Source organism: Microbacterium oryzae (assembly GCF_030406385.1).
Taxonomy (GTDB): domain Bacteria; phylum Actinomycetota; class Actinomycetes; order Actinomycetales; family Microbacteriaceae; genus Microbacterium; species Microbacterium oryzae_A.
Window position 1 is genome coordinate 266839 of record NZ_JAUEPM010000001.1, and the last position, 19490, is coordinate 286328.

30 protein-coding genes are annotated in these 19490 nt (G+C 71.0%); 4 read left to right on the top strand and 26 right to left on the bottom strand.

The window, feature by feature from the left end; translation table 11 throughout:
* Positions 1-267: 267 nt before the first annotated feature.
* From QWJ90_RS01385 to QWJ90_RS01430, 10 genes are all read right to left on the bottom strand, one after another.
* Positions 268-567: a helix-turn-helix domain-containing protein gene (locus QWJ90_RS01385; protein WP_290105796.1), complete on the bottom strand. Its 300-nt coding sequence runs from the start codon at positions 565-567 to the stop codon at positions 268-270.
* Entirely contained in the window at positions 560-898 is a 339-nt protein-coding gene (locus tag QWJ90_RS01390) for a hypothetical protein (RefSeq protein WP_290105797.1), read from the bottom strand. The genes QWJ90_RS01385 and QWJ90_RS01390 overlap by 8 nt, the downstream gene beginning before the upstream one ends.
* On the bottom strand, positions 895-1263 hold the full coding sequence (locus QWJ90_RS01395) for a hypothetical protein (protein WP_290105798.1): 369 nt from the start codon (positions 1261-1263) through the stop codon (positions 895-897). Before QWJ90_RS01395 ends, QWJ90_RS01390 begins: the two co-directional genes overlap by 4 nt.
* A gap of 118 nt (positions 1264-1381) precedes the next feature.
* Complete coding sequence (locus tag QWJ90_RS01400; protein WP_290105800.1) at positions 1382-2221, bottom strand: hypothetical protein; 840 nt, start codon at positions 2219-2221, stop codon at positions 1382-1384.
* Positions 2222-2225: 4 nt separating this feature from the next.
* Complete coding sequence (locus QWJ90_RS01405) at positions 2226-2501, bottom strand: hypothetical protein (RefSeq protein WP_290105801.1); 276 nt, start codon at positions 2499-2501, stop codon at positions 2226-2228.
* Positions 2502-2675: 174 nt separating this feature from the next.
* The gene (locus QWJ90_RS01410) at positions 2676-3167 is read right to left on the bottom strand and encodes a single-stranded DNA-binding protein (protein ID WP_290105802.1); all 492 of its coding nucleotides are present in this window, start codon (positions 3165-3167) and stop codon (positions 2676-2678) included.
* On the bottom strand, positions 3167-3547 hold the full coding sequence (locus QWJ90_RS01415; protein WP_290105803.1) for a hypothetical protein: 381 nt from the start codon (positions 3545-3547) through the stop codon (positions 3167-3169). The genes QWJ90_RS01410 and QWJ90_RS01415 overlap by 1 nt, the downstream gene beginning before the upstream one ends.
* Positions 3544-3831 carry a hypothetical protein gene (locus QWJ90_RS01420; RefSeq protein WP_290105804.1) on the bottom strand — a complete coding sequence of 96 codons (288 nt, stop codon included), beginning with the start codon at positions 3829-3831 and terminating at the stop codon, positions 3544-3546. Before QWJ90_RS01420 ends, QWJ90_RS01415 begins: the two co-directional genes overlap by 4 nt.
* Before the next feature lie 28 nt (positions 3832-3859).
* On the bottom strand, positions 3860-4504 hold the full coding sequence (locus tag QWJ90_RS01425; RefSeq protein ID WP_290105805.1) for a hypothetical protein: 645 nt from the start codon (positions 4502-4504) through the stop codon (positions 3860-3862).
* Between the two features lie 360 nt (positions 4505-4864).
* Positions 4865-5251 (bottom strand): HNH endonuclease, encoded by a 387-nt coding sequence (locus QWJ90_RS01430; RefSeq protein WP_290105807.1) that lies wholly within the window; start codon positions 5249-5251, stop codon positions 4865-4867.
* A 44-nt stretch (positions 5252-5295) separates the two neighbouring features.
* Between QWJ90_RS01430 and QWJ90_RS01435 the strand changes: the two genes are divergently transcribed.
* Positions 5296-5769, top strand: a complete 474-nt coding sequence (locus tag QWJ90_RS01435) for a hypothetical protein (RefSeq protein ID WP_290105808.1) — start codon at positions 5296-5298, stop codon at positions 5767-5769.
* A gap of 11 nt (positions 5770-5780) precedes the next feature.
* On the opposite strand, the gene QWJ90_RS01440 is transcribed toward QWJ90_RS01435, so the two are convergent.
* The 10 genes from QWJ90_RS01440 to QWJ90_RS01485 form a co-directional block, all read right to left on the bottom strand.
* Positions 5781-6494: a hypothetical protein gene (locus QWJ90_RS01440; protein WP_290105809.1), complete on the bottom strand. Its 714-nt coding sequence runs from the start codon at positions 6492-6494 to the stop codon at positions 5781-5783.
* Between the two features lie 151 nt (positions 6495-6645).
* Positions 6646-7092 carry a hypothetical protein gene (locus tag QWJ90_RS01445; RefSeq protein ID WP_290105810.1) on the bottom strand — a complete coding sequence of 149 codons (447 nt, stop codon included), beginning with the start codon at positions 7090-7092 and terminating at the stop codon, positions 6646-6648.
* Positions 7089-7394, bottom strand: a complete 306-nt coding sequence (locus tag QWJ90_RS01450; protein ID WP_290105811.1) for a hypothetical protein — start codon at positions 7392-7394, stop codon at positions 7089-7091. Before QWJ90_RS01450 ends, QWJ90_RS01445 begins: the two co-directional genes overlap by 4 nt.
* A complete protein-coding gene (locus QWJ90_RS01455) occupies positions 7391-8146 on the bottom strand; it encodes a hypothetical protein (protein ID WP_290105812.1) in 756 nt (251 codons plus the stop codon). The genes QWJ90_RS01450 and QWJ90_RS01455 overlap by 4 nt, the downstream gene beginning before the upstream one ends.
* Entirely contained in the window at positions 8143-9114 is a 972-nt protein-coding gene (locus QWJ90_RS01460) for a YqaJ viral recombinase family protein (protein WP_290105813.1), read from the bottom strand. The genes QWJ90_RS01455 and QWJ90_RS01460 overlap by 4 nt, the downstream gene beginning before the upstream one ends.
* Entirely contained in the window at positions 9111-9494 is a 384-nt protein-coding gene (locus QWJ90_RS01465) for a hypothetical protein (protein ID WP_290105814.1), read from the bottom strand. The genes QWJ90_RS01460 and QWJ90_RS01465 overlap by 4 nt, the downstream gene beginning before the upstream one ends.
* A complete protein-coding gene (locus tag QWJ90_RS01470) occupies positions 9494-9685 on the bottom strand; it encodes a hypothetical protein (protein ID WP_290105815.1) in 192 nt (63 codons plus the stop codon). The genes QWJ90_RS01465 and QWJ90_RS01470 overlap by 1 nt, the downstream gene beginning before the upstream one ends.
* 66 nt (positions 9686-9751) lie before the next feature.
* On the bottom strand, positions 9752-9943 hold the full coding sequence (locus tag QWJ90_RS01475; RefSeq protein WP_290105816.1) for a hypothetical protein: 192 nt from the start codon (positions 9941-9943) through the stop codon (positions 9752-9754).
* Positions 9943-10131, bottom strand: coding sequence for a helix-turn-helix domain-containing protein (locus QWJ90_RS01480; protein WP_290105817.1), 189 nt, complete (start codon positions 10129-10131; stop codon positions 9943-9945). Before QWJ90_RS01480 ends, QWJ90_RS01475 begins: the two co-directional genes overlap by 1 nt.
* Positions 10128-10385 (bottom strand): helix-turn-helix domain-containing protein, encoded by a 258-nt coding sequence (locus QWJ90_RS01485; RefSeq protein WP_290105818.1) that lies wholly within the window; start codon positions 10383-10385, stop codon positions 10128-10130. Before QWJ90_RS01485 ends, QWJ90_RS01480 begins: the two co-directional genes overlap by 4 nt.
* 6 nt (positions 10386-10391) lie before the next feature.
* Between QWJ90_RS01485 and QWJ90_RS01490 the strand changes: the two genes are divergently transcribed.
* From QWJ90_RS01490 to QWJ90_RS01500, 3 genes are read left to right on the top strand one after another with little or no spacing between them, the layout of a single operon-like run.
* Positions 10392-10850, top strand: a complete 459-nt coding sequence (locus QWJ90_RS01490) for a helix-turn-helix domain-containing protein (protein WP_290105819.1) — start codon at positions 10392-10394, stop codon at positions 10848-10850.
* A gap of 12 nt (positions 10851-10862) precedes the next feature.
* The gene (locus QWJ90_RS01495) at positions 10863-11366 is read left to right on the top strand and encodes an ImmA/IrrE family metallo-endopeptidase (protein ID WP_290105820.1); all 504 of its coding nucleotides are present in this window, start codon (positions 10863-10865) and stop codon (positions 11364-11366) included.
* Positions 11366-12616, top strand: coding sequence for a tyrosine-type recombinase/integrase (locus QWJ90_RS01500; protein ID WP_290105821.1), 1251 nt, complete (start codon positions 11366-11368; stop codon positions 12614-12616). The genes QWJ90_RS01495 and QWJ90_RS01500 overlap by 1 nt, the downstream gene beginning before the upstream one ends.
* A 157-nt stretch (positions 12617-12773) precedes the next feature.
* On the opposite strand, the gene QWJ90_RS01505 is transcribed toward QWJ90_RS01500, so the two are convergent.
* The 6 genes from QWJ90_RS01505 to lnt form a co-directional block, all read right to left on the bottom strand.
* A complete protein-coding gene (locus QWJ90_RS01505; RefSeq protein ID WP_290105822.1) occupies positions 12774-12992 on the bottom strand; it encodes a DUF3263 domain-containing protein in 219 nt (72 codons plus the stop codon).
* 63 nt (positions 12993-13055) lie between these two features.
* Complete coding sequence (locus QWJ90_RS01510; protein ID WP_290105823.1) at positions 13056-13205, bottom strand: hypothetical protein; 150 nt, start codon at positions 13203-13205, stop codon at positions 13056-13058.
* 95 nt (positions 13206-13300) lie between these two features.
* A complete protein-coding gene (locus QWJ90_RS01515) occupies positions 13301-16300 on the bottom strand; it encodes a bifunctional [glutamine synthetase] adenylyltransferase/[glutamine synthetase]-adenylyl-L-tyrosine phosphorylase (protein ID WP_290105824.1) in 3000 nt (999 codons plus the stop codon).
* Between the two features lie 8 nt (positions 16301-16308).
* Positions 16309-17646 carry a glutamine synthetase family protein gene (locus QWJ90_RS01520; protein ID WP_290105825.1) on the bottom strand — a complete coding sequence of 446 codons (1338 nt, stop codon included), beginning with the start codon at positions 17644-17646 and terminating at the stop codon, positions 16309-16311.
* A gap of 41 nt (positions 17647-17687) precedes the next feature.
* Positions 17688-17909 carry an SPOR domain-containing protein gene (locus QWJ90_RS01525; protein ID WP_290105826.1) on the bottom strand — a complete coding sequence of 74 codons (222 nt, stop codon included), beginning with the start codon at positions 17907-17909 and terminating at the stop codon, positions 17688-17690.
* 10 nt (positions 17910-17919) lie between these two features.
* Positions 17920-19479, bottom strand: a complete 1560-nt coding sequence (gene lnt, locus QWJ90_RS01530; RefSeq protein WP_290105827.1) for an apolipoprotein N-acyltransferase — start codon at positions 19477-19479, stop codon at positions 17920-17922.
* Positions 19480-19490: the final 11 nt, after the last annotated feature.

Here is a 19490-nt window from a genome sequence, read left to right on the forward strand (position 1 = left end):
GATGACGTGGGGCGCAGGGTCCGTTCGAGCGCGGCCTTAGTGACGCCGTCTCAGCCGCTCCGGTTTCCTTCGGGTGAAAGGTCGATCGCGCGAGCCATTGCTGGTTCGGTTGGATGATGGCGGCCCGTTGACGCCCCACGTCAGGACTAACGCCGAGCCCGCGCGGTGCGATGCACCCAGATACGCGGAAGGGCCCGGGATTCCTCCCGGGCCCAGCTCTCGACTACGTCTAGCGTATCAGGCGCGCGCGCGCGACGCACACGATCCTCACCGCGCGTCGAGCGCTCCCTTCCGCACTGTGCCTGTCAGGCCTCCGGTCTCCGGGTTGAAGGCCACCGTGCCGACCTTCACGCCGTCGATCACGAGATCCATGTGCACCCGCTTCTTCGGCCCGTGCTGCCGGTCACGTTGCTCGGCGTCGACCTGCACCAGCGTGTCCGCGTGGATCAGCCCGTGCAGGGTGCGCAGCTTCCCCTCTCGTCGCCACCGGCGGATCGTCTGCTTGTCCTTCCCCACACGCTCGGCCGCTTCCTCCACCGACAGCCAGCCAGGGATGCCGTCAGCCACTGCGCTGCCCGTAGTCCTGGCCAGCGGTGAAGCGTGCGACGTGGTCGAGCGCTCTCGCGAGCACGGGCCACTCGAGGCGCAGCTGACCCTGCGCGCGGTGATGCGTCACCGGGTCACGGCCCTCCACGCTCCACGCGGCGACCACCGTTCGTAGCGCGTCCGCGGCCGCGTGGTCGACGGGCGCCGGCTGCTGGGCTGCGGCGAGCGCGAGCGTGGCGTGCACCTGCGCGGCCGCGACCGCCACCTCCGCCTCGCGGATGTCGCCCTTCTCGTTCGCCACCTCCACCAGACGCGCCGCCTCGGCCGCATGGTCGATCGTCTGCGCCGTCATCGCCCTTCCCCCTGCCCCCCGATCCGGGCGGCCCACTCGTCCCACCGCCACGACGGCAGCCAGCCACTCGCGTCGTTCTGACCGTCGATGATGTCGGCGAGAAGACGCGCCGCGTGAGCCTCACGCTGTGTCGCCTCGTGGTCGTACTCGGCGCGCGCGTCGGCCAGCCATCGAAGGTTCGCCGCGGCCTTCTCGCGCTCCTCGGCGCGCACGGCCTCATCGTGCGCGGCCATCATGCGATCCCACTCTGCGCCCCACTCCTCCTTCGACTGCGTGGGGCCAGGCTTCTCGAAGCACTCTCGGAAGTTGTGCGCGATGTAGAGTCCGCGCACCTCGTCCAGGCTCGGCGTGTAGTCGTCGCTCATGGTCAGTCCTTTCGCCAGTCGTCGTGTCCGGGGAGCTCGGCGTCGTCCACGTCCGCCAGGGTCACCCTCTGCTCCATCTCGGCGACGAGCATCTGCTCGTGCCGGTCCCTCGCCCAGCTCATGCGACGTCCTCGAGGGGCTCCTCGGGCACGAACCCGGGCTGTCCCATCCGGTGCGAGAACATCAGCGCCCACGGGGCGTCGTCGTCCGTGTCGTCGCGCTCCCAGTCGCACGCGGGCGACTGGCACACGAACCGGGTGCGGCCGGCGGGCGTGCGAGGCGGGAACACGCGAACGCTCTTCAGCCCGCACCCGCCCATCCCGTCCTCGTTCGGGCACGGCTGCGCCGCCCACCACGCCCGCTCGACCAGCGACCACCGGTTCAGCGCGCGCGTCAGCGTCCACGACCGGTCCTCCTCCGACCGGTCGAGCTCGTCGTGGATCCACTGGTCGAGCGTCCACGAGCACAGCGCCAAGACGTTGTCGCGGTCGTTCACGACGTCGTCGAGGCGGTCGAGGATATCCACCGCGTACTCGCGCGCGAGAGCATGCGCGACGTCGGCGCCCGCGCCCGGGGCGAGGCCCGGCGCCCGGTGCAGCGGCGCGACGCCATGCCTCAGGAACCGCGACCACTCCGCCAGGCGGGACGTCAGCTGCTCCCCGGCGTCCACGAGATCCGCGTCGACGGGCGCCGGCGCGAGATCCGCACGCGACCCGCCCACGATCTCCCGGTCCATGTTCCAGCCCGACTTCGACGGGTCCGCCTTCGAGCGGATCAGGCCGATCAGGTCCGGGGCGTCGTCGAGCAGCCTGCGGAGCCGCCGGTAATCGCGGTCGCAGATCAGCGCGCCCTCACGGGCCTCCACCGGGACGCACCCGCGGCACTCGGCGTCCACGGGTGCGCGGCCGTAGTTCGAGCACCCGGCGAAGTGCTCGCCCCGCTTCACGCAGCCCCGCACGCATTCACGCTCGTGCGCCATACCTCGCCCCGTCCTTCGAGATCGTCTCAGGGAAGAAGATCCAGTGCTGGAAGCCGGAACGCGTCTGCGCCTCGTTCAGCTCGACCGCGCGCTTCGAGACGGTTGGGTAGTCCCCGGTCATCTGCTCGAACTGCGGCGGGATCTCGGGCAGAGTGGCCGCCCTCTCCGGCTCCTCGATGAATCGCTTGCCGCGCACGCCCGACACGATCTGCCCCGGATGTGCCCGGAAGCCCAGCTCGAACTGCACCTGATCTGTCATCGTCTTCCCCATCTGCTCGCGTTGATCTCTGCCCGCATCGCTTCCCCGGCCTGCTGCTGCGACCGTGCCGCGGCCTGCACAGCCGGGCGGGCGTGGCACCGGCACACCGGGTTCCCGCACCACGGGAACGGGACCTTGCACGCCGCGCAGCACCGGCCCTGCACCTGCTTCGGCTCAGAACGGCGTGTCATCGCCCGCCCATCCCCCCGCACCGCTCGGCGTCGACCAGGAGTCCTCCTGCGGGGCCTGCGACTGCTGCTGCTGGCTCTGCTGGCTCTGCTGGCCGCCCTGCCCCTGCTGACGGGCCGCGCGGGTGACCTGCGCCGTCGCGTACTTCAGCGACGGGCCGATCTCCTCCACCTCGAGCTCGATGGACGTGCGGCGCTCGCCCTCCTTCGTCTCGTACGAGCGCTGGCGGAGGCGGCCCGTCGCGATGACGCGCATGCCCTTCGTCAGCGACCCGGCGACGTGCTCCGCGAACTCCCGCCACACCGACGCGCGCAGGAACAGCGCCTCTCCGTCCTTCCACTCCCCCGACGCCCGGTCGAAGTTCCGCGGAGTCGACGCGATCGTGAAGTTCGCCACCGGGAGGCCGTTCTGCGTGTAGCGCAGCTCCGGGTCGGCGGTGAGGTTGCCGACGACGGTGATGATCGTCTCGCCAGCCATCAGCGGACCTCCCGATCGATGCGCGCCACGCCGGCCACGCGTCGCATCGACAGCTCGAAGCGGCCCTCCGAGAGTTCGTCGAGGATCTCCTGCGACCCCTCATCGATGCGACCCTCCAGGTCCCATCCGCCGCCGAGCGTGTTCAGCGACGAACGCACTACCCCGGGCCCCTGGCCGTTGTAGCTGGATTCGAGATGCCCGGTGATCGTGTACTCCACGATGCCCTTTGGGTGGAAGGCTGCCTGGCGGACGGCGACCACGTGTTCGTCGTTGCGGGCTGTCGTGGTCCACCAGGCGCTCTCGCGCGATCCCGGGATGAACCGGACGCGGTCGCCGACCGCGACGTCTCCGATGGGCACCGTCTCGATGTTCTTCGTCATGCTGTCTTCCTGTCTGTTCGTGCCGGATACCGGCGGTTTGCTGGGAGGCCGAGCCCTCGGCGCGTGTCCGCGACCCAGCCGTTCGAGTAGTGGAGTCGTGCGGCGATGTCGGCGTCGCACAGGCCCGCCTCGACGAGCTCGCGCACCTTCTCCCGCATGTCCCGGGAGCGGCGCTGCAGAGCGATCTCGTCGCGGAGCACGTCGCCAGGTCTCACGCCGAGCTGCTCGGCCTTCTCCTGGATGCGCCACACGTCCCGCGGGTCGAGGTCGACGGTCACCTTCATGGCGCGCCCCGTCCCTCGTGAGACGGCGTCAGAAGGGCTCGTCGTCGCCGACCGCCTGCTCGTAGTCGGTGAGCTTCTCGCCGTACCTGGCTTCCGCTACCCACCTGTCGTGACGTCGCCGGGCGGTGCCGCAGGGACCGCAGTCCTGGTACCTGCCGTTGGGGTGGTCGGGACATCCGATGGGCGGAGCATCCAGCAGCAGCGGACGTCGAGGCGGTTCCGGCCGGCGTTCCTGCCCATCCGCCCACGTCGCCCACTGGCTCGCCCGCACGCCCTGCTCGGCACGCATTCGCTCGCCCGCTCTCGCCGCCGCCCGCTCCCTCGCTCCCCCCATAGCCATGGGATCCCATGGAGAGTCCTGGACCGGCGGCGGCGGGCAGTCGTCCGGCGCCCCGCGGGTGTCCGCCTTCAGCGGCCGCACCAGCTGGATCCACTCCGACCCGTCCGCCCGGTACAGCGTCAGGAACCCCGACTCCTGCAGCATCAGCAGATGCGTCTCCACGCGATCCGTCGCGTCCTGCCCCGGGTAGATCTCCCCCGCAATCAGCTCCGGCACGCACTCCCGACGCCCGAACACGTCCGTCGACTTCGTCCACAGGCCCAGCGCCGTCGGCTTCGCCTCGTGCGGCGCACGCAGGTAGCCCCGGAACTCGAGATCCGCGCCGCTGATCATCCGCTGCTTCCTCGTTGACACCCTGGTCGTTTCCCTTCGCGAATCCCTCGAAACACAGGTCGACGGCGAGCTGCAAGTGGTGCTCGTCGACCGTGAAGCATTCCGACCAACCGCGGCCCAGGAACAGCAGGTCCCGGGCGTCGTCCTCGTTGCGGAATGCGCGCGGGAACCAGGCGGAAAGGATCCGCAGGGCCTCCGCCTCCCACGTCGCGTCCGTCCCGCGGGCGAGCACGAGCACGTGCCCTCCCGAGCGGGTCATCATGTCGATGCGCGCCCACTGGCACGTGCGGCCCACCTTCAGGACCTCCTCGCGCGGCCAGTAGACGACGTACGTCATCGCGTACTGCGGCATGCCGGCCATCAGAACGGCACCGCCCCGCCGACCTTCGACGCGTGCACGCGCGACGTCGCCGACACGAGGAACCACCGCTGCCCATCAAGGCCCTCCGCGGGCGTCTCCTTCGCGCGCTGCAGCGTCTCCTCGTTCGTCGCGGCCTTCCGGATCCACAGCCCGCGCTCCTCGAGGTCGAGGAGCACGAGCGAGCGGGCGTCGGCCTTCGCGCCGTTGCAGAGCGTGCACGCGGCGATGAGGTTCGCGGGGTGGTCGAGGACCGGCGAGCCGCCCGAGCCGCGGTTCGCGCGGTGGTCCGTCGTCTGCGCTTCCCCGAGGCACCCCGGAAGCGCGAGCAGACAGAACCCGCCGTCGCGCGCGATCACCTGGCGCTTCGTCCCCACAGAGACTGTCACGGGGTCACCTCGGGCGCGTCGAAGCAGACCGATAGGGTGCACGCATGGACAACGGATGGGCAGTCGTTCTTGGTGCGGTGATCGCCTTCTTCGGCTCGGCTCTGCTTCCCTGGGTGCGCGATGCGTGGGCCGACCGCCGCCGCAGGAGCGACGAGGCAGCAATCCGGCGTCGCGACGCAATCGTTGAACTGCTCGCTGCGAACAACGCAGTCGGATTGGGCATCGCCGGGAAGCAGAGCGACAGCGTCTTCCCGGCGTTCGAGCGCCGGGCACGAGCCGCCGCGCGTCTGCTGCTCGAGCTCGCTGATGGTGAGCGTGCACCGATTCGAAACCTGCTCACCGACTCCGTTCCCGTCGGCGACGATGACCGACCGGGCGGAGTCGGCCGCAGGATGAACGCGCTTCAGCAGGTCCTGACCGACTGGGCAGCGGGTTCTCTGAGTGTCGACAAGATCGAGTCCACCTACTCGCGGCTGGTGAACGAGCAGCTGAGCGCGGCACAGGCCTCCGAGAAATAGCCTCCGGGCGCTCATTCGTCGCCCCCGTCGCCGCTGCTGGGCTGGATGAGCGCGGTCGCGCGGAGATTGCCGCTCTCCCAGAAGTCGAGGAGCGCGGGCCCGGGCTTGCCCTTGGGCCCGGCGGTGAACTGGATCACCGGCGGGTCGGTGAAGGTGGTCTCGAGGTTCTGCGCGTCGGCGATGAACGCGAGCTGGATGGGGTGCGGCATCGTCGGCTCGGCGGCGCGCGCCTGGTCGATGATGCGCTCGACGTGCGGGTAGGCGTCCTTTACTAGGGGCGCGTCGAAGCGCGCCGACGGGGCGGTGTCGTCGTCCCACTCGCGGTAGATCGCGGACACCCACCCGGCGATGCTGTTCTCGTCCTGGATGGCGGGGACGGCGAGCAGCAGCGACGCGACGGGCTCGATGAGGCTGTCGCGCTTGGGCTTGAAGGTGCGCACGTTGCGCTTGGCCCACACGAGCACGTCGCGCGGGATGACCGCCTCGATGCGCTCCACGGGCTCGCGCAGCGACAGGTGCATCTGGTGGAGGCGGTAGCCGTCCGTCGACTCGGCGATCGCGGTGAGGCCCTCGGCGACGATGTGCGCGTGCTGGCGCACGCCGTACACCTCGCCCTCGGCGGCCGCGGCGAGCATGCCGGCGGCGAGCCATCCGAGGTCAGGGGTGGACACCTTCAGCTCGCGCGTGACCATGATGTCGCGCGCGTCGATCGTGGTGGTGGTCATGCTTCCCACGCCTTTCGCTCTTCGGGGGTGAGGACGTCGACGCACGGCCTGCAGAGCCGGGTCTTGCGGTTGTTGCGGTGTCCGCGGGGTCCGCCGCAGCGGTCGCAGACGAAGCTGGGCGTCCGCGCCGGGGTGGAGGTGGCCTTGATCGTCATGACCCGTGCTCCGCCCGGTAGTTGGCGTTCAAGCTGCGGAGCAGGTCGATGTCCTTGTCGAGGGTCTTCCGCAGCTCACGGCCGTACTCGAGGCGCAGCTCGGCGTCGTCCGCGGCCTCGCGCGCAGCCGAGACCTTCTCGTCGCTGTCGACGAGCGCACGGGCGTCACCGAGGGACCAACCCTCGCTGCGGTAGCGGGAGAACGCGAGCGCGCGGGCGACGATGAGGTCGCGCTTGGCCTTCTTCAGCTCGCCGGAGAGGGTGTCGAGCGCGGCCGGGGCCTTCGCGAGACGCTCGCGGGCGATGAGCATCGCCCCGGCGACCTGCCGCGGCGTCGGCAGCAGCTGCAGGATCTCGTCCTCGTTGAGGCCTGAGATGTTCAGCGGGACGAGCGCGGTCTCCTCCTCGGAGATCTCACCTGTGCGCGGGTCGACGGCGCTCACAGCTCCTCCATCCCGGGGAGCGCGACGAACTCGGCGGGCGCGACGTGCGTGCGCTCCGTCTTCAGGAGCTCCACCTCGCTCTTGTCCCACATGTCGATCGAGTCGAGGTCGAACAGGCTCTCGTCGGTCTCCTCGAGTGCGAACTCCTCAACCGACTCCCAGTCGATGTCCTCGTCCCCGTCGATCCCGAGCCACTCGCGCACCTGCTGGTCGGTGACCTTGACCGTCGCCGTCACGGTGGCCGTGACGCGCGACTTGATCCGCACGGTGCGCACGGTCTGCGTGCCGGGCATCCCGCTCATCGCTGCTCTCCGTCACGTCGAGCGAGGGCCTCGCGCATGGCGGCCTCGACAGAGGTGCCGGTCTGCACCCGCTCCTCACGCGGCGGCCGGGGCTTCCGAGTGCGGCGCTTCGCCTTCGCGCGCTCGGGCGCCGGCGCGGCGGATGCCTCGGCGGTCGCCGACTCGGGCTCCTGCGCAGCGGACGCCGTCGGCGCCTCCCATGCGGCGTCGGTGAGCTCGCGGCGGCGGGCGCGCAGCGCGCGGTCGAGCGGGACGGTGACGGCGCGTGCGCCCTTCATCTTGCGGTGCAGGGCGTCGAGCTCGTCGAGCGTCGACACCGCGGCAATCGCGGCTTCGTACGTCTCCGCGTCGGCGGCCGGCGCGGTCGCGGTCGAAGTCGGCGCGTGGTCGATCTCGTCAGGCTCGCGGCGCTGCCCGATGGCGTCGCGGAACGCGCGGCGGAGGGCGGCGCGCGCGGCGTAGGCGCCGGCGAGCTTCATGGGCTTCCGCTGCCACAGCTCGCGCCACGACTCCTCGGCGGGCAGCGACTCGTCCCAGGAGACGTAGACCGTCGTCGGGACGCCGTCGCGGTGCACCGTCGCGCGGATCATCGCGGGCGACGTGGTGCCGAGCCAGTACGGCGCCCACTCGTCGACCGAGAGGCCAGACCAGAACTCCGGCGGGTCGATCTGGACGCGCGCTCCCGTCTCGATCGCAAGGCGCTCGTACTCGGCGAGGGTCTGCGCGACGTCGTCGGTGGTGGGGGTGCTCACTGGTCTTCTCCCTTGGGCTGGACGGGCAGCAGGCGCCGCGTCGCGGTGGTCTTCGTGTAGAGCGCGGCGGCCGCGGCTTCGGTCTCGGCGAGGCGCTTGCGGAGCTCGACGACCTCGGCGTACCCGTCGGGCTCGGCGGTCTTCCACGCGTCCTCGTCGAGGACCTGCTTGGTGGTGACGGAGTATGTGAACCCGCCGACGGTGCTCGTGGGCTTCCAGCCGCGCTCCTCCGCGTCGTCGCGGCGGGAGATGAGCGCGCGCACGCGTCCCTCGAGCGCTTTCGCGGCGGCCACGGCTGCGTCACGGCGGGCGACGGCGGCCAGCCACGGGGTGACGACGTCCTCGAAGTCGTCGGGTAGGTCGTCGTCCTCGTCGGGCGCTCCGGCGTCGCGCCACGCGAGGTAGGCGTCGGCGGCTTCGACGAGCACGGCGATCCGCTTCTCGTCGCGGTCGACCCACCGCATCAGCGGGTCGTTCAGGGTGGGCTCGCCGTCCTCGCCCATCACCTCGCGGACGTACACCCACTTCGTGAATCCGAGGACGTGCATCCCCCACTGCATCTGGTCGTAGTGCTCGGCGGGGATCTTCCCGAGGTCGCTGCCGAAGATGTGCGACTTCGCCTCGACGCCGTAGCTGCTGCCGACGCCGTCCGGTGTCGCCATGTGCCGCGGGTTCGCGGCGGCGGCGAACAGCTCGCCGGCGGCGCGGATCTCCTCGCCGAGGACGTCCTCGACGTACGCGATGAGGAACGGCTCGCGCTCGTGGCCGCGCCGGGTGTGCCGGTTGCCCTTGAACGTCGACCCGTTGAGGTCGTCATCGAGGAGACGCCGCCAGGTGCGCTTCGAGCCGTTCGCGATCGCGTGGATACGCGACGCGGTGACGCCGGTGCCGCGGACCTCGTGCCAGCGATCCTCGTCATCCTGCGAGGACGCTACGACCGTCGCGGTCGTGATCGTCTGCATGGTCATGCCGTCTCCGTTCCCGCGAGACGCCAGGCCATCGCCCTGCGCCCCTTCTCCGTCTTGCCGTGCCCGTCCTGGACGACGGCGCCCTTCTTCGTCAGCTGCGCGCGGGCGGTGCGCATCCGCTCGTCGGTCCACAGCGGGACGCCGTCGAGCTGCCAGGCGCGCTGCACGTGGCGCTTCGCGATCGCCTGGTCCGTCAGCGGCTCGTCGGCGGCCGCGAGGATCGTGAGGACCTCCTGCTCGGAGGCTTCGAGGTGCTCGGCGCTGATCGAGTCCGCCGCGGCGTGCGAGGTCCCCGGGTCGCTGCGGCGAGCGCGGGCGTCGTCACCCGTGATCTGCGACAGGATCGCCGGGCCCGGGTCGAACGTGCGTGCGGGGAGCATCAGATGCTCACCCCCATGAACGCGGCAGCCATCGCGCCGACGAGCACGACGACGGCCACGGCGACCATCTGCGCGGTCTCGCGGGCGTCCTGCGGCGACCGGGTGCGGAGCGATGTGAGGATCTCCTCCGCCCGGGCGGCATCGCTCGCGGGCTTCGGAGGGGAAACGGTAGTCTGCTTCTCGAGGGACATGGCTGTGTCCTTTCCAGCGCCGATCCGTGCCAGCGGGTCGGCGCTTCTACGTGGTGGTGGCGACCGCTACGCGCGGTCGGGAGTCCTGGGAGTCGGCTTCGGGTCGTGGCGGCACGAGTGCACGGCCAGCGCGAGGATGAACACGAGGCCGGCGAAGCCGAACAGCAGCCAGGTCGTGTTGAAGATCCCGGTGACGCAGCACCAGGTGAAGGACCACACGGCGACCAGCAGGCTGATGGCCGCGACGAGGAGAGCCATCAGGCGGCCTCTGCTCGCTGCTTCGCCTCGTACCGCTCGACGGCGGCCTGCTCGAAGCGCACGTACCGCCCGACCTTGATCGACGCGACCTGCTTCCGGCGGGCGAGCTCGAGGACGTGGCGCCTCGGGATGCTCCACCGCGCGGCGACGTCATCGGGCGTGAGCAGGGCAGGCTTCGTCGCGCTCACGCCGCTGCCCTCGCCTGCGACTGCGGCTTGCGCGCGGCGACGAGGAGCGACACCACGTCCGTCCCGAGCGCACTCGCGATCACGTCGAGCTCCTCGAGGGACATGTCCGAGGGGTTCGTCTTATGGAGACGGCGGGCGAGCGTCCGCATCGGGATTCCCGTCGCCGCTGCCAGCCACTCCTGGGTGCGGTTCTGATCTTCGAGCGCCTTGCGGACGACCTTGGCCGCCTTCGCGCTCATGCCATTCGATGCCATATGGCAATGGTGCGTCTCTTCTTGCCAAATGGCAAGCCCACCTGCCAGTATTGGCACATGCCTACCGGAGCCCATGCCCTCCCAAGCCGACTGAGCCAGGAGGTCGGGCGCATCCTCACCGAAGCCATCGCGCGCGGCGCCACCTCACAAGCGCGCGTCGCCGAAGCCGCCGGCATTTCGGCGTCGCAGCTCTCCCGCGCACTCGCGGGCAAGAAGGTCTTCACGCTCGATCAGCTCGACTCGGTGTGCACCTCCGTGGGCCTCGACATTGTCGACGTCATCGCCGCCGCCGACCAGAGCATCCCTGAGCGCGCGCCTCGGCGCCCGATTGCGGTTCTTCGACGCCCGTCGGCGAATGTCGGTGACCGTCCGGATACTGATCTGGAGACGGTCGAGCTCGATATCACGAAGCTCGCCGCTTCACGCGACAACACGCCGATTGATCCCTCGCACGGCGAGGGGTGACCAGGGGGACGAATGGCTCTGACGGAATGGGACCTGATCGACTACGTCGCGACGCCTGAGGGGTTGTCGTCGCGCACGTCGACGGCGTACATGTACGGCGTCGGGAACTTCGAGGACGGCATCTGCGCCGCGGACTATGACCCCTGGGTGCACGCCGAGCAGCTCGACCTGCCCATCATCTTCCGCGACCTCCCCGACGCGGACATGGTCGCCGCATACTCCCACGAGCACCGCGCGATCTTCGTGCGCACCGGCCTCCACGGCGCGACCGAGCGCTGCAGCATCGCGCACGAGATCGTGCACTTCGAGCGGAACGACGTCGGCGAGGTGAAGGCACAGGAAGACCGCGCCGACCGGATCTCTGCTCGCCGCCTCATCCGCCCCTCGCGCGTGCGTCGCGTCGCGTCCATGACCGGCAACGACCCCGCGGCCATCGCGCTCGAGCTGAACGTCACCGAACAGGTGATGCGCACCTGGCTTCGGATGGTCCGCCAGGGCGTCATCAAGGGGTACTGATGCCAGTAGTCGATCGCTGGTACCGACGCGACCCGAAGAGCAACAAGAAGGTGCGCACCGCGCGTTACGGCGTCGGTCTGCGCTGGCAGGTGCAGTGGGTCACCGAGGACGGCCGGCGGCAGTCGAAGTCCTTCCCCACGAAGGACGAGGCCGAGGCGAATTACGCCGCTATCCGCGCGGACATCTACCGCGGGGCCTACGTCGACCCGGAGGCCGGGAAGATCACCCTCCGCGACTTCGCCGAGCAGTGGCTGGCCTCTCGCGATCACGCGCCGCTCACCGCCATCCGCACCCGCCAGCGGCTCGAGATGCACGTGTACCCGCACCTCGGCCACGTCCCGCTGCGCAAGATCCGGCCGACCACCATTCAGGCATGGCTCAAGACCCTCTCCGCGAAGGAGCCCGGCAACCGGAAGGCGAAGGACGGCGAGACGCCACTGACCCTGGGCGGCACGACACGCGAGCGCATCTTCAGCACGCTCTCGGCAGTCCTGCAAGCCGCCGTCGACGACGAGCTCATCACGAAGAACCCCACCAAGGCGGGCAGCATCCAGAAGCCCCGCCGGGACACGAAGCCCGCCGTGCCGTGGGCACGCGACAGGATCGTTGCCGTCGAGCGCGAGATGGCCGAGCGCTGGCGGCCGATCATCGTCCTCGGCACCGGGCTCGGGCTGCGCCGGGGCGAGATGTTCGGCCTCTCTCCCGACGACATCGACTTCCTCCGCGGCGTTGTACACGTGCGGCGCCAGGTGCTCCTGCACAGCGGCAACAAGCTCACCTTCTCGCTGCCGAAGTATGAGAAGACCCGCGACGTGCCGATCTCCCCGCACGTCGCCGCGGTGCTCGCCGCTCACATGAAGAAGTACCCGCCGCGCGAGGTGACGCTGCCGTGGGAGACCCTCGACGGCGCACCCGTGACGGCGAAGCTCCTCCTGACCTCGCGCGAGGGGCGCGCGGCGAACGGGAACCACATCCAGACGCACGTCTGGCGGCCTGCTTGCAGGGCCGCGGGCTTCGAGCCGACGAACCGCGACGGTCCCCATGTGCTCCGGCACACCTACGCGAGCCTCCTGCTCGACGCGGGCGAGTCGATCATCGCCGTCGCCGAGCGCCTCGGGCACTCCGACCCGTCGTTCACTCTGAAGGTCTACGGACACCTGATGCCGGCCACCGAGCCGCGCACGCGCGCGGCCGTCGACGCCTTCCTCCTCGGCGGCGACGAGCTCGACGACGACGCAGCCGTCGGCTGATTACAGCCGAGCTACATCCCACGCCCCCAGCGACCCCGCTCGCGCCCTTGATTCCGCGGGCCAGCGCGGATTACACGAGCTGTACTTCGGCGTCTGATCCGCCGCAGCTGACGACGAAGGCCCCTTCCCCGCGATCGCGGGGAAGGGGCCTTCGTCGTCAGGCGGCTCGCTCGCCCTCGGTGCGTCGGCGGATGCGCGCGGCCCAGAGGGCGTCGTGGCGGATCCCCTCCAGATCCGCGACGGCTCGCGAGAGAAGGACGTAGTACCGCGCGGGGGTGAGCCCGAGCGCGCGGCGGATCGCCTCCTCCTTCGCGCCGTCGTGAACCCAGTGGGTCTTCTCGAAGTCGATCAGCTGAGCGGGAGTCGGTTTCGGCATCGCCGCCATCCTCCCGCGCACCACCGACATCGCCGCCGAGGTCGGGCGTCGAGGGGCCGGACGTCAGTCGTTGTCGTCGACAACCGCATCCTCCGCCGCCTTCTCGGCTGCCGCACCCTCCTGAGGCGATTCGGAGCCGGTCGAGGCCGCGGATTCGTCGCGGGCGTCGGTGTCGTCCTGCTGGTGGCCTGAGTCGTTCCCGTGATGAGTCATGTCCCTATGAAACACCGGCGGGGGCGGCGCGGACCAGGGGTTGCGTCAGATGACATCGGCGGTATCGTTCCCGCCCTCGTCGGCGGGCGGCACGCTCAGTCCGGGTCGCCGTAGAAGAGCCGGTCGAACACGCGGCGTCCGCGCCGGGCGGCCCGCAGCCAGTCCTCCTCGACGTCGTTCGCCGAGTAGGGCGGGTACTCCAGGATCCGGCCGATGCCATCGAGCGCGCGCCTGTCGGTCGGCAGCACGTCGCTCGTGACCCCGGAGGAGAGCGTGTTCGCCGACCGCAGCCGGGCGGCCAGCCGCCACGACGCCTCGAGCTGCGCGGCGTCCGCCTCCGACACGAGACCGGCCGCCGTCGCTGCCGCGAGCCCCCCGAGGGTCGAGGTCGTGCGCAGGGCCGCGAGCTCATGGCCGTGCTCGAGCTGCAGCAGCTGCACGAGCCACTCCACGTCGCTCAGTCCGCCCGGCCCGAGCTTGAGGTGACGCGTGCGGTCGATGCGCTGCGGCATGCGCTCGTTCTCCACCCGCGCCTTGATGCGCTTGATCTCGCGCGTCGACGCGAGGTCGAGATGCTGGGGGTACCGGATCTCGTCGGCCATGGCGAGGAAGTCCCGAATGAGCGATCGCGAGCCGGCGACGCCGCGCGCACGCAGCAGCGCCTGCGCCTCCCACGACACAGACCAGCGCCGGTAGTACTGCGCATACGCGTCGAGCGACCGCACGACCGGCCCGCTGCGCCCCTCGGGCCGCAGATCCGCGTCGAGATCGAGCGGCAGGCGCATGTCCTCGGACACCCGCCGCAGCTCGGCGACGATCCGCTTCGCCAGCTCCGCCGCGCGGCCCGGTTCGACGCCCTCGGGGCGGTAGACGTACAGCACGTCGGCATCCGAGCCGAAGCCGAGCTCCGCGCCGCCGAAGCGCCCCATCCCGATGATCGCGAAGTCGAGCGACGCGTCCTCGGGCCCCAGCACGTCGCGCTGCACTGCCCGCAGCGTCGCCTGGATCGTCACCTCGGTGATGGTGGTGAGCGCGGTGCCGACGTCGTCGATCGTGAGGACGCCCAGCACCGCGCCCATGGCCGTGCGCAGCATCTCACGCCGGCGCAGCGCGCGGACCGCCGTCATGGCCCCTTCCAGGCTCTCGTGGCGGTCCTGGATGGCCCGCGCCTCGGCCCGCAGGATGTCTCCCGATCGCGGCCGCAGGCGTTCCCCCGCATCGAGCCACGCCACCGACTCCGGGATCCACTCCATGAGGTCGCCGATGTACCGCGAGCTCGACAGCATCTTCGTGAGGCCCTCGGCGGCGCCCGAGGAGTCCCGCAGCATCCGCAGGAACCACGGGGTGTCCCCCAGCCGCTCGCTGACCCTGCGGTACGAGAGCAGCCCGCGATCCGGATCCGCGCCATCCGCGAACCAGTGCAGCATCACCGGCATGAGGTGGCGCTGGATGGTCGCCTTCCGGCTGATCCCGGATGTCAGGGCGCGGATGTGGCGAAGGGCGCCGCCGGGATCGCGCAGGCCGATCGCGGCCAGACGCGCGTGCGCCTCGTCGGTGGTGAGGGTGCGCTGGTCCTCCGGCAGGGCCGCCACGGCGGACAGGAGCGGCCGGTAGAACAGCCGCACGTGCACCTCGCGGACCTCGCGCTTGATCTGCTCCCACAGGCGCTGCACGCCCTGGCCCGTGTCGGCGAGACCGCTCGCTCGAGCGAGAGCGCGCAGGCCCTCCTCCGTGCGGGGCATGAGGTGCGTGCGCGAGAGGCCGACGAGCTGCAGGCGGTGCTCGAGCAGGCGCAGCACCCGGTAGTCGCGGGCGAACGTAGCCGCGTCCTCGCGGCCGATGTACCCCTCCACGACGAGCGCGTCGAGCGCGTCGAGCGTGGCCGGCTGACGGATGGCCTCGTCGACGAGCCCGTGGACGAGCTGAATGAGCTGCACGGCGAACTCGACGTCGCGGATGCCGCCGGGACCGAGCTTCAGCTGGTACGGCACATCGTCGGCGGGGATGTGCTCCATGACCCGCTCGCGCATGCTCTGCACGCTGTCGACGAAGCTCTCGCGCCCCGCGCTCGCCCACACCTTCGGCTGGGTCCCCGCGACGTAGGCAGCGCCGAGGTCGGGGTCGCCTACGAGGGGACGCGCCTTCAGGAGGGCCTGGAACTCCCACGTGTGCGCCCAGCGGTCGTAGTACGTCAGGTGCGAGGCGAGGGTGCGGACCAGCGCCCCCTTCGCTCCCTCCGGGCGCAGGTTCGCGTCGACCTCCCACAGCGGCGGCTCGACCTCCATCTCCGAGATGCCGCGCGTGGTCTGAACCGCCAGCCGATGCGCGATGTCGAGCGCGCGCTGCTCGGTGATCTCCGCATCGGGCGCCGCGCCGCCGACGAAGATCACGTCGACGTCGGAGACGTAGTTGAGCTCGCGCGCGCCGGCCTTGCCCATCCCGATGATCGCGAGCTGCGTCTGCTCGACCTCCGACCGCGAGAAGACGCCTGCGCCTCCCCCGGCCACGCGCGTGCGCGCCACGGCGAGCGAGGCCTCGAGCGCGGCGCCCGCCGCGTCCGCGAGCGCGGCCGACACCGCCCGCACCGCCTCGACGGGGTCGTCCGAGAGCAGGTCGTAGGCGGCGACGCGCGCGAGCTGCTCGCGGTAGGCCACACGCAGCGCCACCCAGGCGGATTCCCCCGCCTCGGCCGCGAAGCCGTCCTCCGCGCCGACCGCGCCGAGGATGGCCGCACGCAGCGCCGCGTCGTCGGGCAGGACGCGCCCCGCATCGAGCAGCGCCGGCAGGGAGCCCGGACGCCGCAGGTAGAAGTCTGCGAAGCCGCGGGACGCGCCCAGCAGCCGCCAGATCACCGCGCGCCCGTGCTGGTCGCGGAGGACGGCGGCCGCGTGCTCGGGGTCGCGCCGGGCGATCCGCAGCAGGCCGTCGAGCGCCTCGGTCGGGTCGGCGGCGCGCGGCGCCTCGACGAGGAGCTCGTCGCGCGCGATGCCGACGAGCTCCGCGAGCTCGTCGAGCTCGGCGTCGGCGCGCGACAGCGAGCTGAAGCCGATCCGGGCGAGGCCCGTGAGGGCCGAGGCGCGGCTTCCCGTCGTCATCGCGCGCGTCAGATGACGTCGAGCGTCGACGTCAGCTCGTACTGCGTCACCTGCGCCCGGTACGCGTCGTACTCGCGCCGCTTGTTCGCGAGGACATAGCGGAACACCTGCTCGCCGAGCGTCTCGGCGACGAGCTCGCTGTCCTCCATGAGCTGGATGGCGTCGTACATGCTCGTCGGCAGCGGCCGGTACCCCAGCGCGCGGCGCTCGGCGCTGGAGAGCGCCCACACGTTGTCCTCGGCCTCGGGCGCGAGCTCGTACTCCTCCTGGATGCCCTTGAGCCCCGCGGCGAGCATGAGCGAGTAGGCGAGGTACGGGTTGGCCGCGGAGTCGATGGCGCGGTACTCCACGCGCGCGGAGCCGCCCTTGCCCGGCTTGTAGAGCGGCACGCGGATGAGCGCCGACCTGTTGTTGTGGCCCCACGTCACGTAGCTCGGCGCCTCGTCGCCGCCCCACAGCCGCTTGTAGGAGTTGACGAACTGGTTCGTGACGAGCGAGATCTCGTTCGCGTGGCGCATCAGTCCCGCGATGAACTGCCGGCCCACGCGAGAGAGCTGGTACTCGGCGCCCTCCTCGAAGAACGCGTTCACGTCGCCCTCGAAGAGCGACATGTGCGTGTGCATGCCGCTGCCGGGCTCCTTCGCGAGCGGCTTGGGCATGAAGGTGGCGTGCACGCCCTCCTCGATCGCGACCTCCTTGACGACGGTGCGGAAGGTCATGATGTTGTCCGCCATCGTGAGCGCGTCGGCATAGCGCAGGTCGATCTCGTTCTGCCCGGGCCCCGCCTCGTGGTGGCTGTACTCCACGGAGATGCCGAGGTCCTCGAGCATGCGCACGGCACGACGGCGGAAGTCGTGCGCGGTTCCGCCCGGCACGTTGTCGAAGTAGCCGGCGCGGTCCACGGGCTCGGGCCCCTCGGCGCCGAACTTCCGCGACTTCAGAAGATAGAACTCGATCTCCGGGTGCGTGTAGAACGTGAAGCCGGCGTCGGCCGCCTTCGCCAGCGTCCGCTTCAGGACGTTGCGGGGCTCGGCCGGCGCGGGCTGGCCATCCGGCGTGGTGATGTCGCAGAACATGCGCGCGGTCGGGTCGACCTCGCCGCGCCACGGCAGGATCTGGAAGGTCGACGGGTCGGGGATGGCCAGGAGGTCGGACTCGTAGGATCGCGTGAGCCCCTCGATGGCGGAGCCGTCGAACCCGATCCCCTCGCTGAACGCTCCCTCGACCTCGGCAGGCGCGATCGCCACCGACTTGAGGGTGCCGAGCACGTCGGTGAACCACAGGCGCACGAACTTCACGCCGCGCTCCTCGATCGTGCGGAGCACGAAGTCCCTCTGCTTGTCCATCGGATCCTCTCCGGCGTCCGCTTCCGACGCGCGCTCTCAGACTACTGGTCGGCGCGGCCTGAGCCCGTCTGCGACCACCCGTCCTCGCGCGCCTCCTCCTCGGCCCACGCGCGCGACCGGGCGCGCATCACCTCGGGCGCCCGCGCGGCTTCATCGGCGGTGTCGAAGGGCCCGGCGCGGTCGACCGACGGCGAGACGAGACCGAACTCGACCTCGCCCGTGCGCAGGTTGTACCAGTACTTCTTCTCCGGGTCGTCGCTCATGGCCTCGATCCTAGGCGCGACCGCGACGACGGGCCAGGATCCCGGCGAGGACGAGGGCGACGAGCCCGAGGAGCATCGCCACGTCGACGGCCGGCGCGATCGCGACGCCCGCCGTCGTCCCGTCGCGCAGCTCCACATCCGCGACCATGAGGCCCGCCTCATCGATCGGCAGCGCGTCGAGGGTCTCGCCGTCGGCGGCGATGATCTGACTGGTGCCGGTCGTGGACAGGTTCACGACGCTGCGCCCGGTCTCGATCGCGCGCATGCGGGCGAACGCCAGCTGCTGCAGGTTCTCGTCGGAGCCGCGGAAGTCGGCGTTGTTCGTCTGGAACATGAACACCTCCGCGCCGTCGCCGATCCCCTCGCCGATGAGGCCATCCGAGATCACGTCGAAGCAGATCGCGAGACCGACCCGCGCGGCGCCCACCTCGAACACCGGCGAGTCGTCGCCCGGCGTGTACTCGCGCTGGATGAGCCCGATGAGGTCGGGCGCGAGCGCCTCGAAGAAGGGGCGATCGGGCACGTACTCCCCGAACGGCACCGGGTGCCGCTTCGAGTGCAGCTGCGGCTCCCCCACCCCGGTCCACAGCATCGAGGTGTTGTAGATCGGCACCGCGGGCGAGGTCGGGTCGCCGCCGCGCGCGGAGGCCGCGTTCATGAGGAGCGGCGCCCCGTACGCGTCGACGAGCTCGTCGAGCACGCGCGCGGTGCCGGCGTTGTAGAGCGGGTCGCTGTCGACGCCGCCCTCGGGCCACAGCACGACGTCGACGTCCTGCTCGCGCAGCGGAGCGGACGCGGCGATCTGCGCGTTCAGGACGTCGAACGGAGCGCGCGCGTCCATGTAGGCGGCCGGCCCGTTCCCCTGCACCGCGCCGACCGAGATCGACCCGACGGGCGTGGTGGGGAACTGCGGCACGGCGAGGAGCACCGCCGCCGTCACGATGGGCGCTGCCACGAGCCAGGCCCGGCGCGGGGCGGGCGCGCGGACGGCGAGGCGCGCGGCCTCGACGAGCAGCGCGCACACGAGCACCATGAGGAACGTCAGGCCGCTCACCCCGACCCACGATGTCACGCGGGCCAGCGGGCTCTCCGACTGGGTCATGGCGATGCGCCCCCACGCGAAGCCGCCGTACGGCCAGGAGCCGAGGGTGGTCTCCCGCCAGGTCCAGATCGCGGCCACGACGGCCGGCAGCACGAGGGCGCGGATGGCCGCGGTGTCGCGGACGCCGGGGATCCAGCGGTAGGCGAGCGCGATGAGGATCGCCCCCGCCCCGTGGAGGAGGGACTCCACCGATGCCAGCGCCACCCACGGCGCCCAGGCGAACGGGTCGTCGCCGAGGAAGGTGTCCGCCCACGAGATGTGCGGGAAGTAGAACGCGGCGGCGAACACGACGCCGACGAGGAACGCCGACCACGCGCGCCGGCCGATGAGGCTCACCAGCGAGAGCGCGACGGCCGGGAACGCCAGCGGCCAGATCCCGAGAGACGGGAACGATGCGTCCAGCGCCACCCCGCCCGCGGCTGCCGCGAGAAGAGCGCCCCACAGCGGCAGCAGCGGGCGGACGGGCATGGTCACCAGCC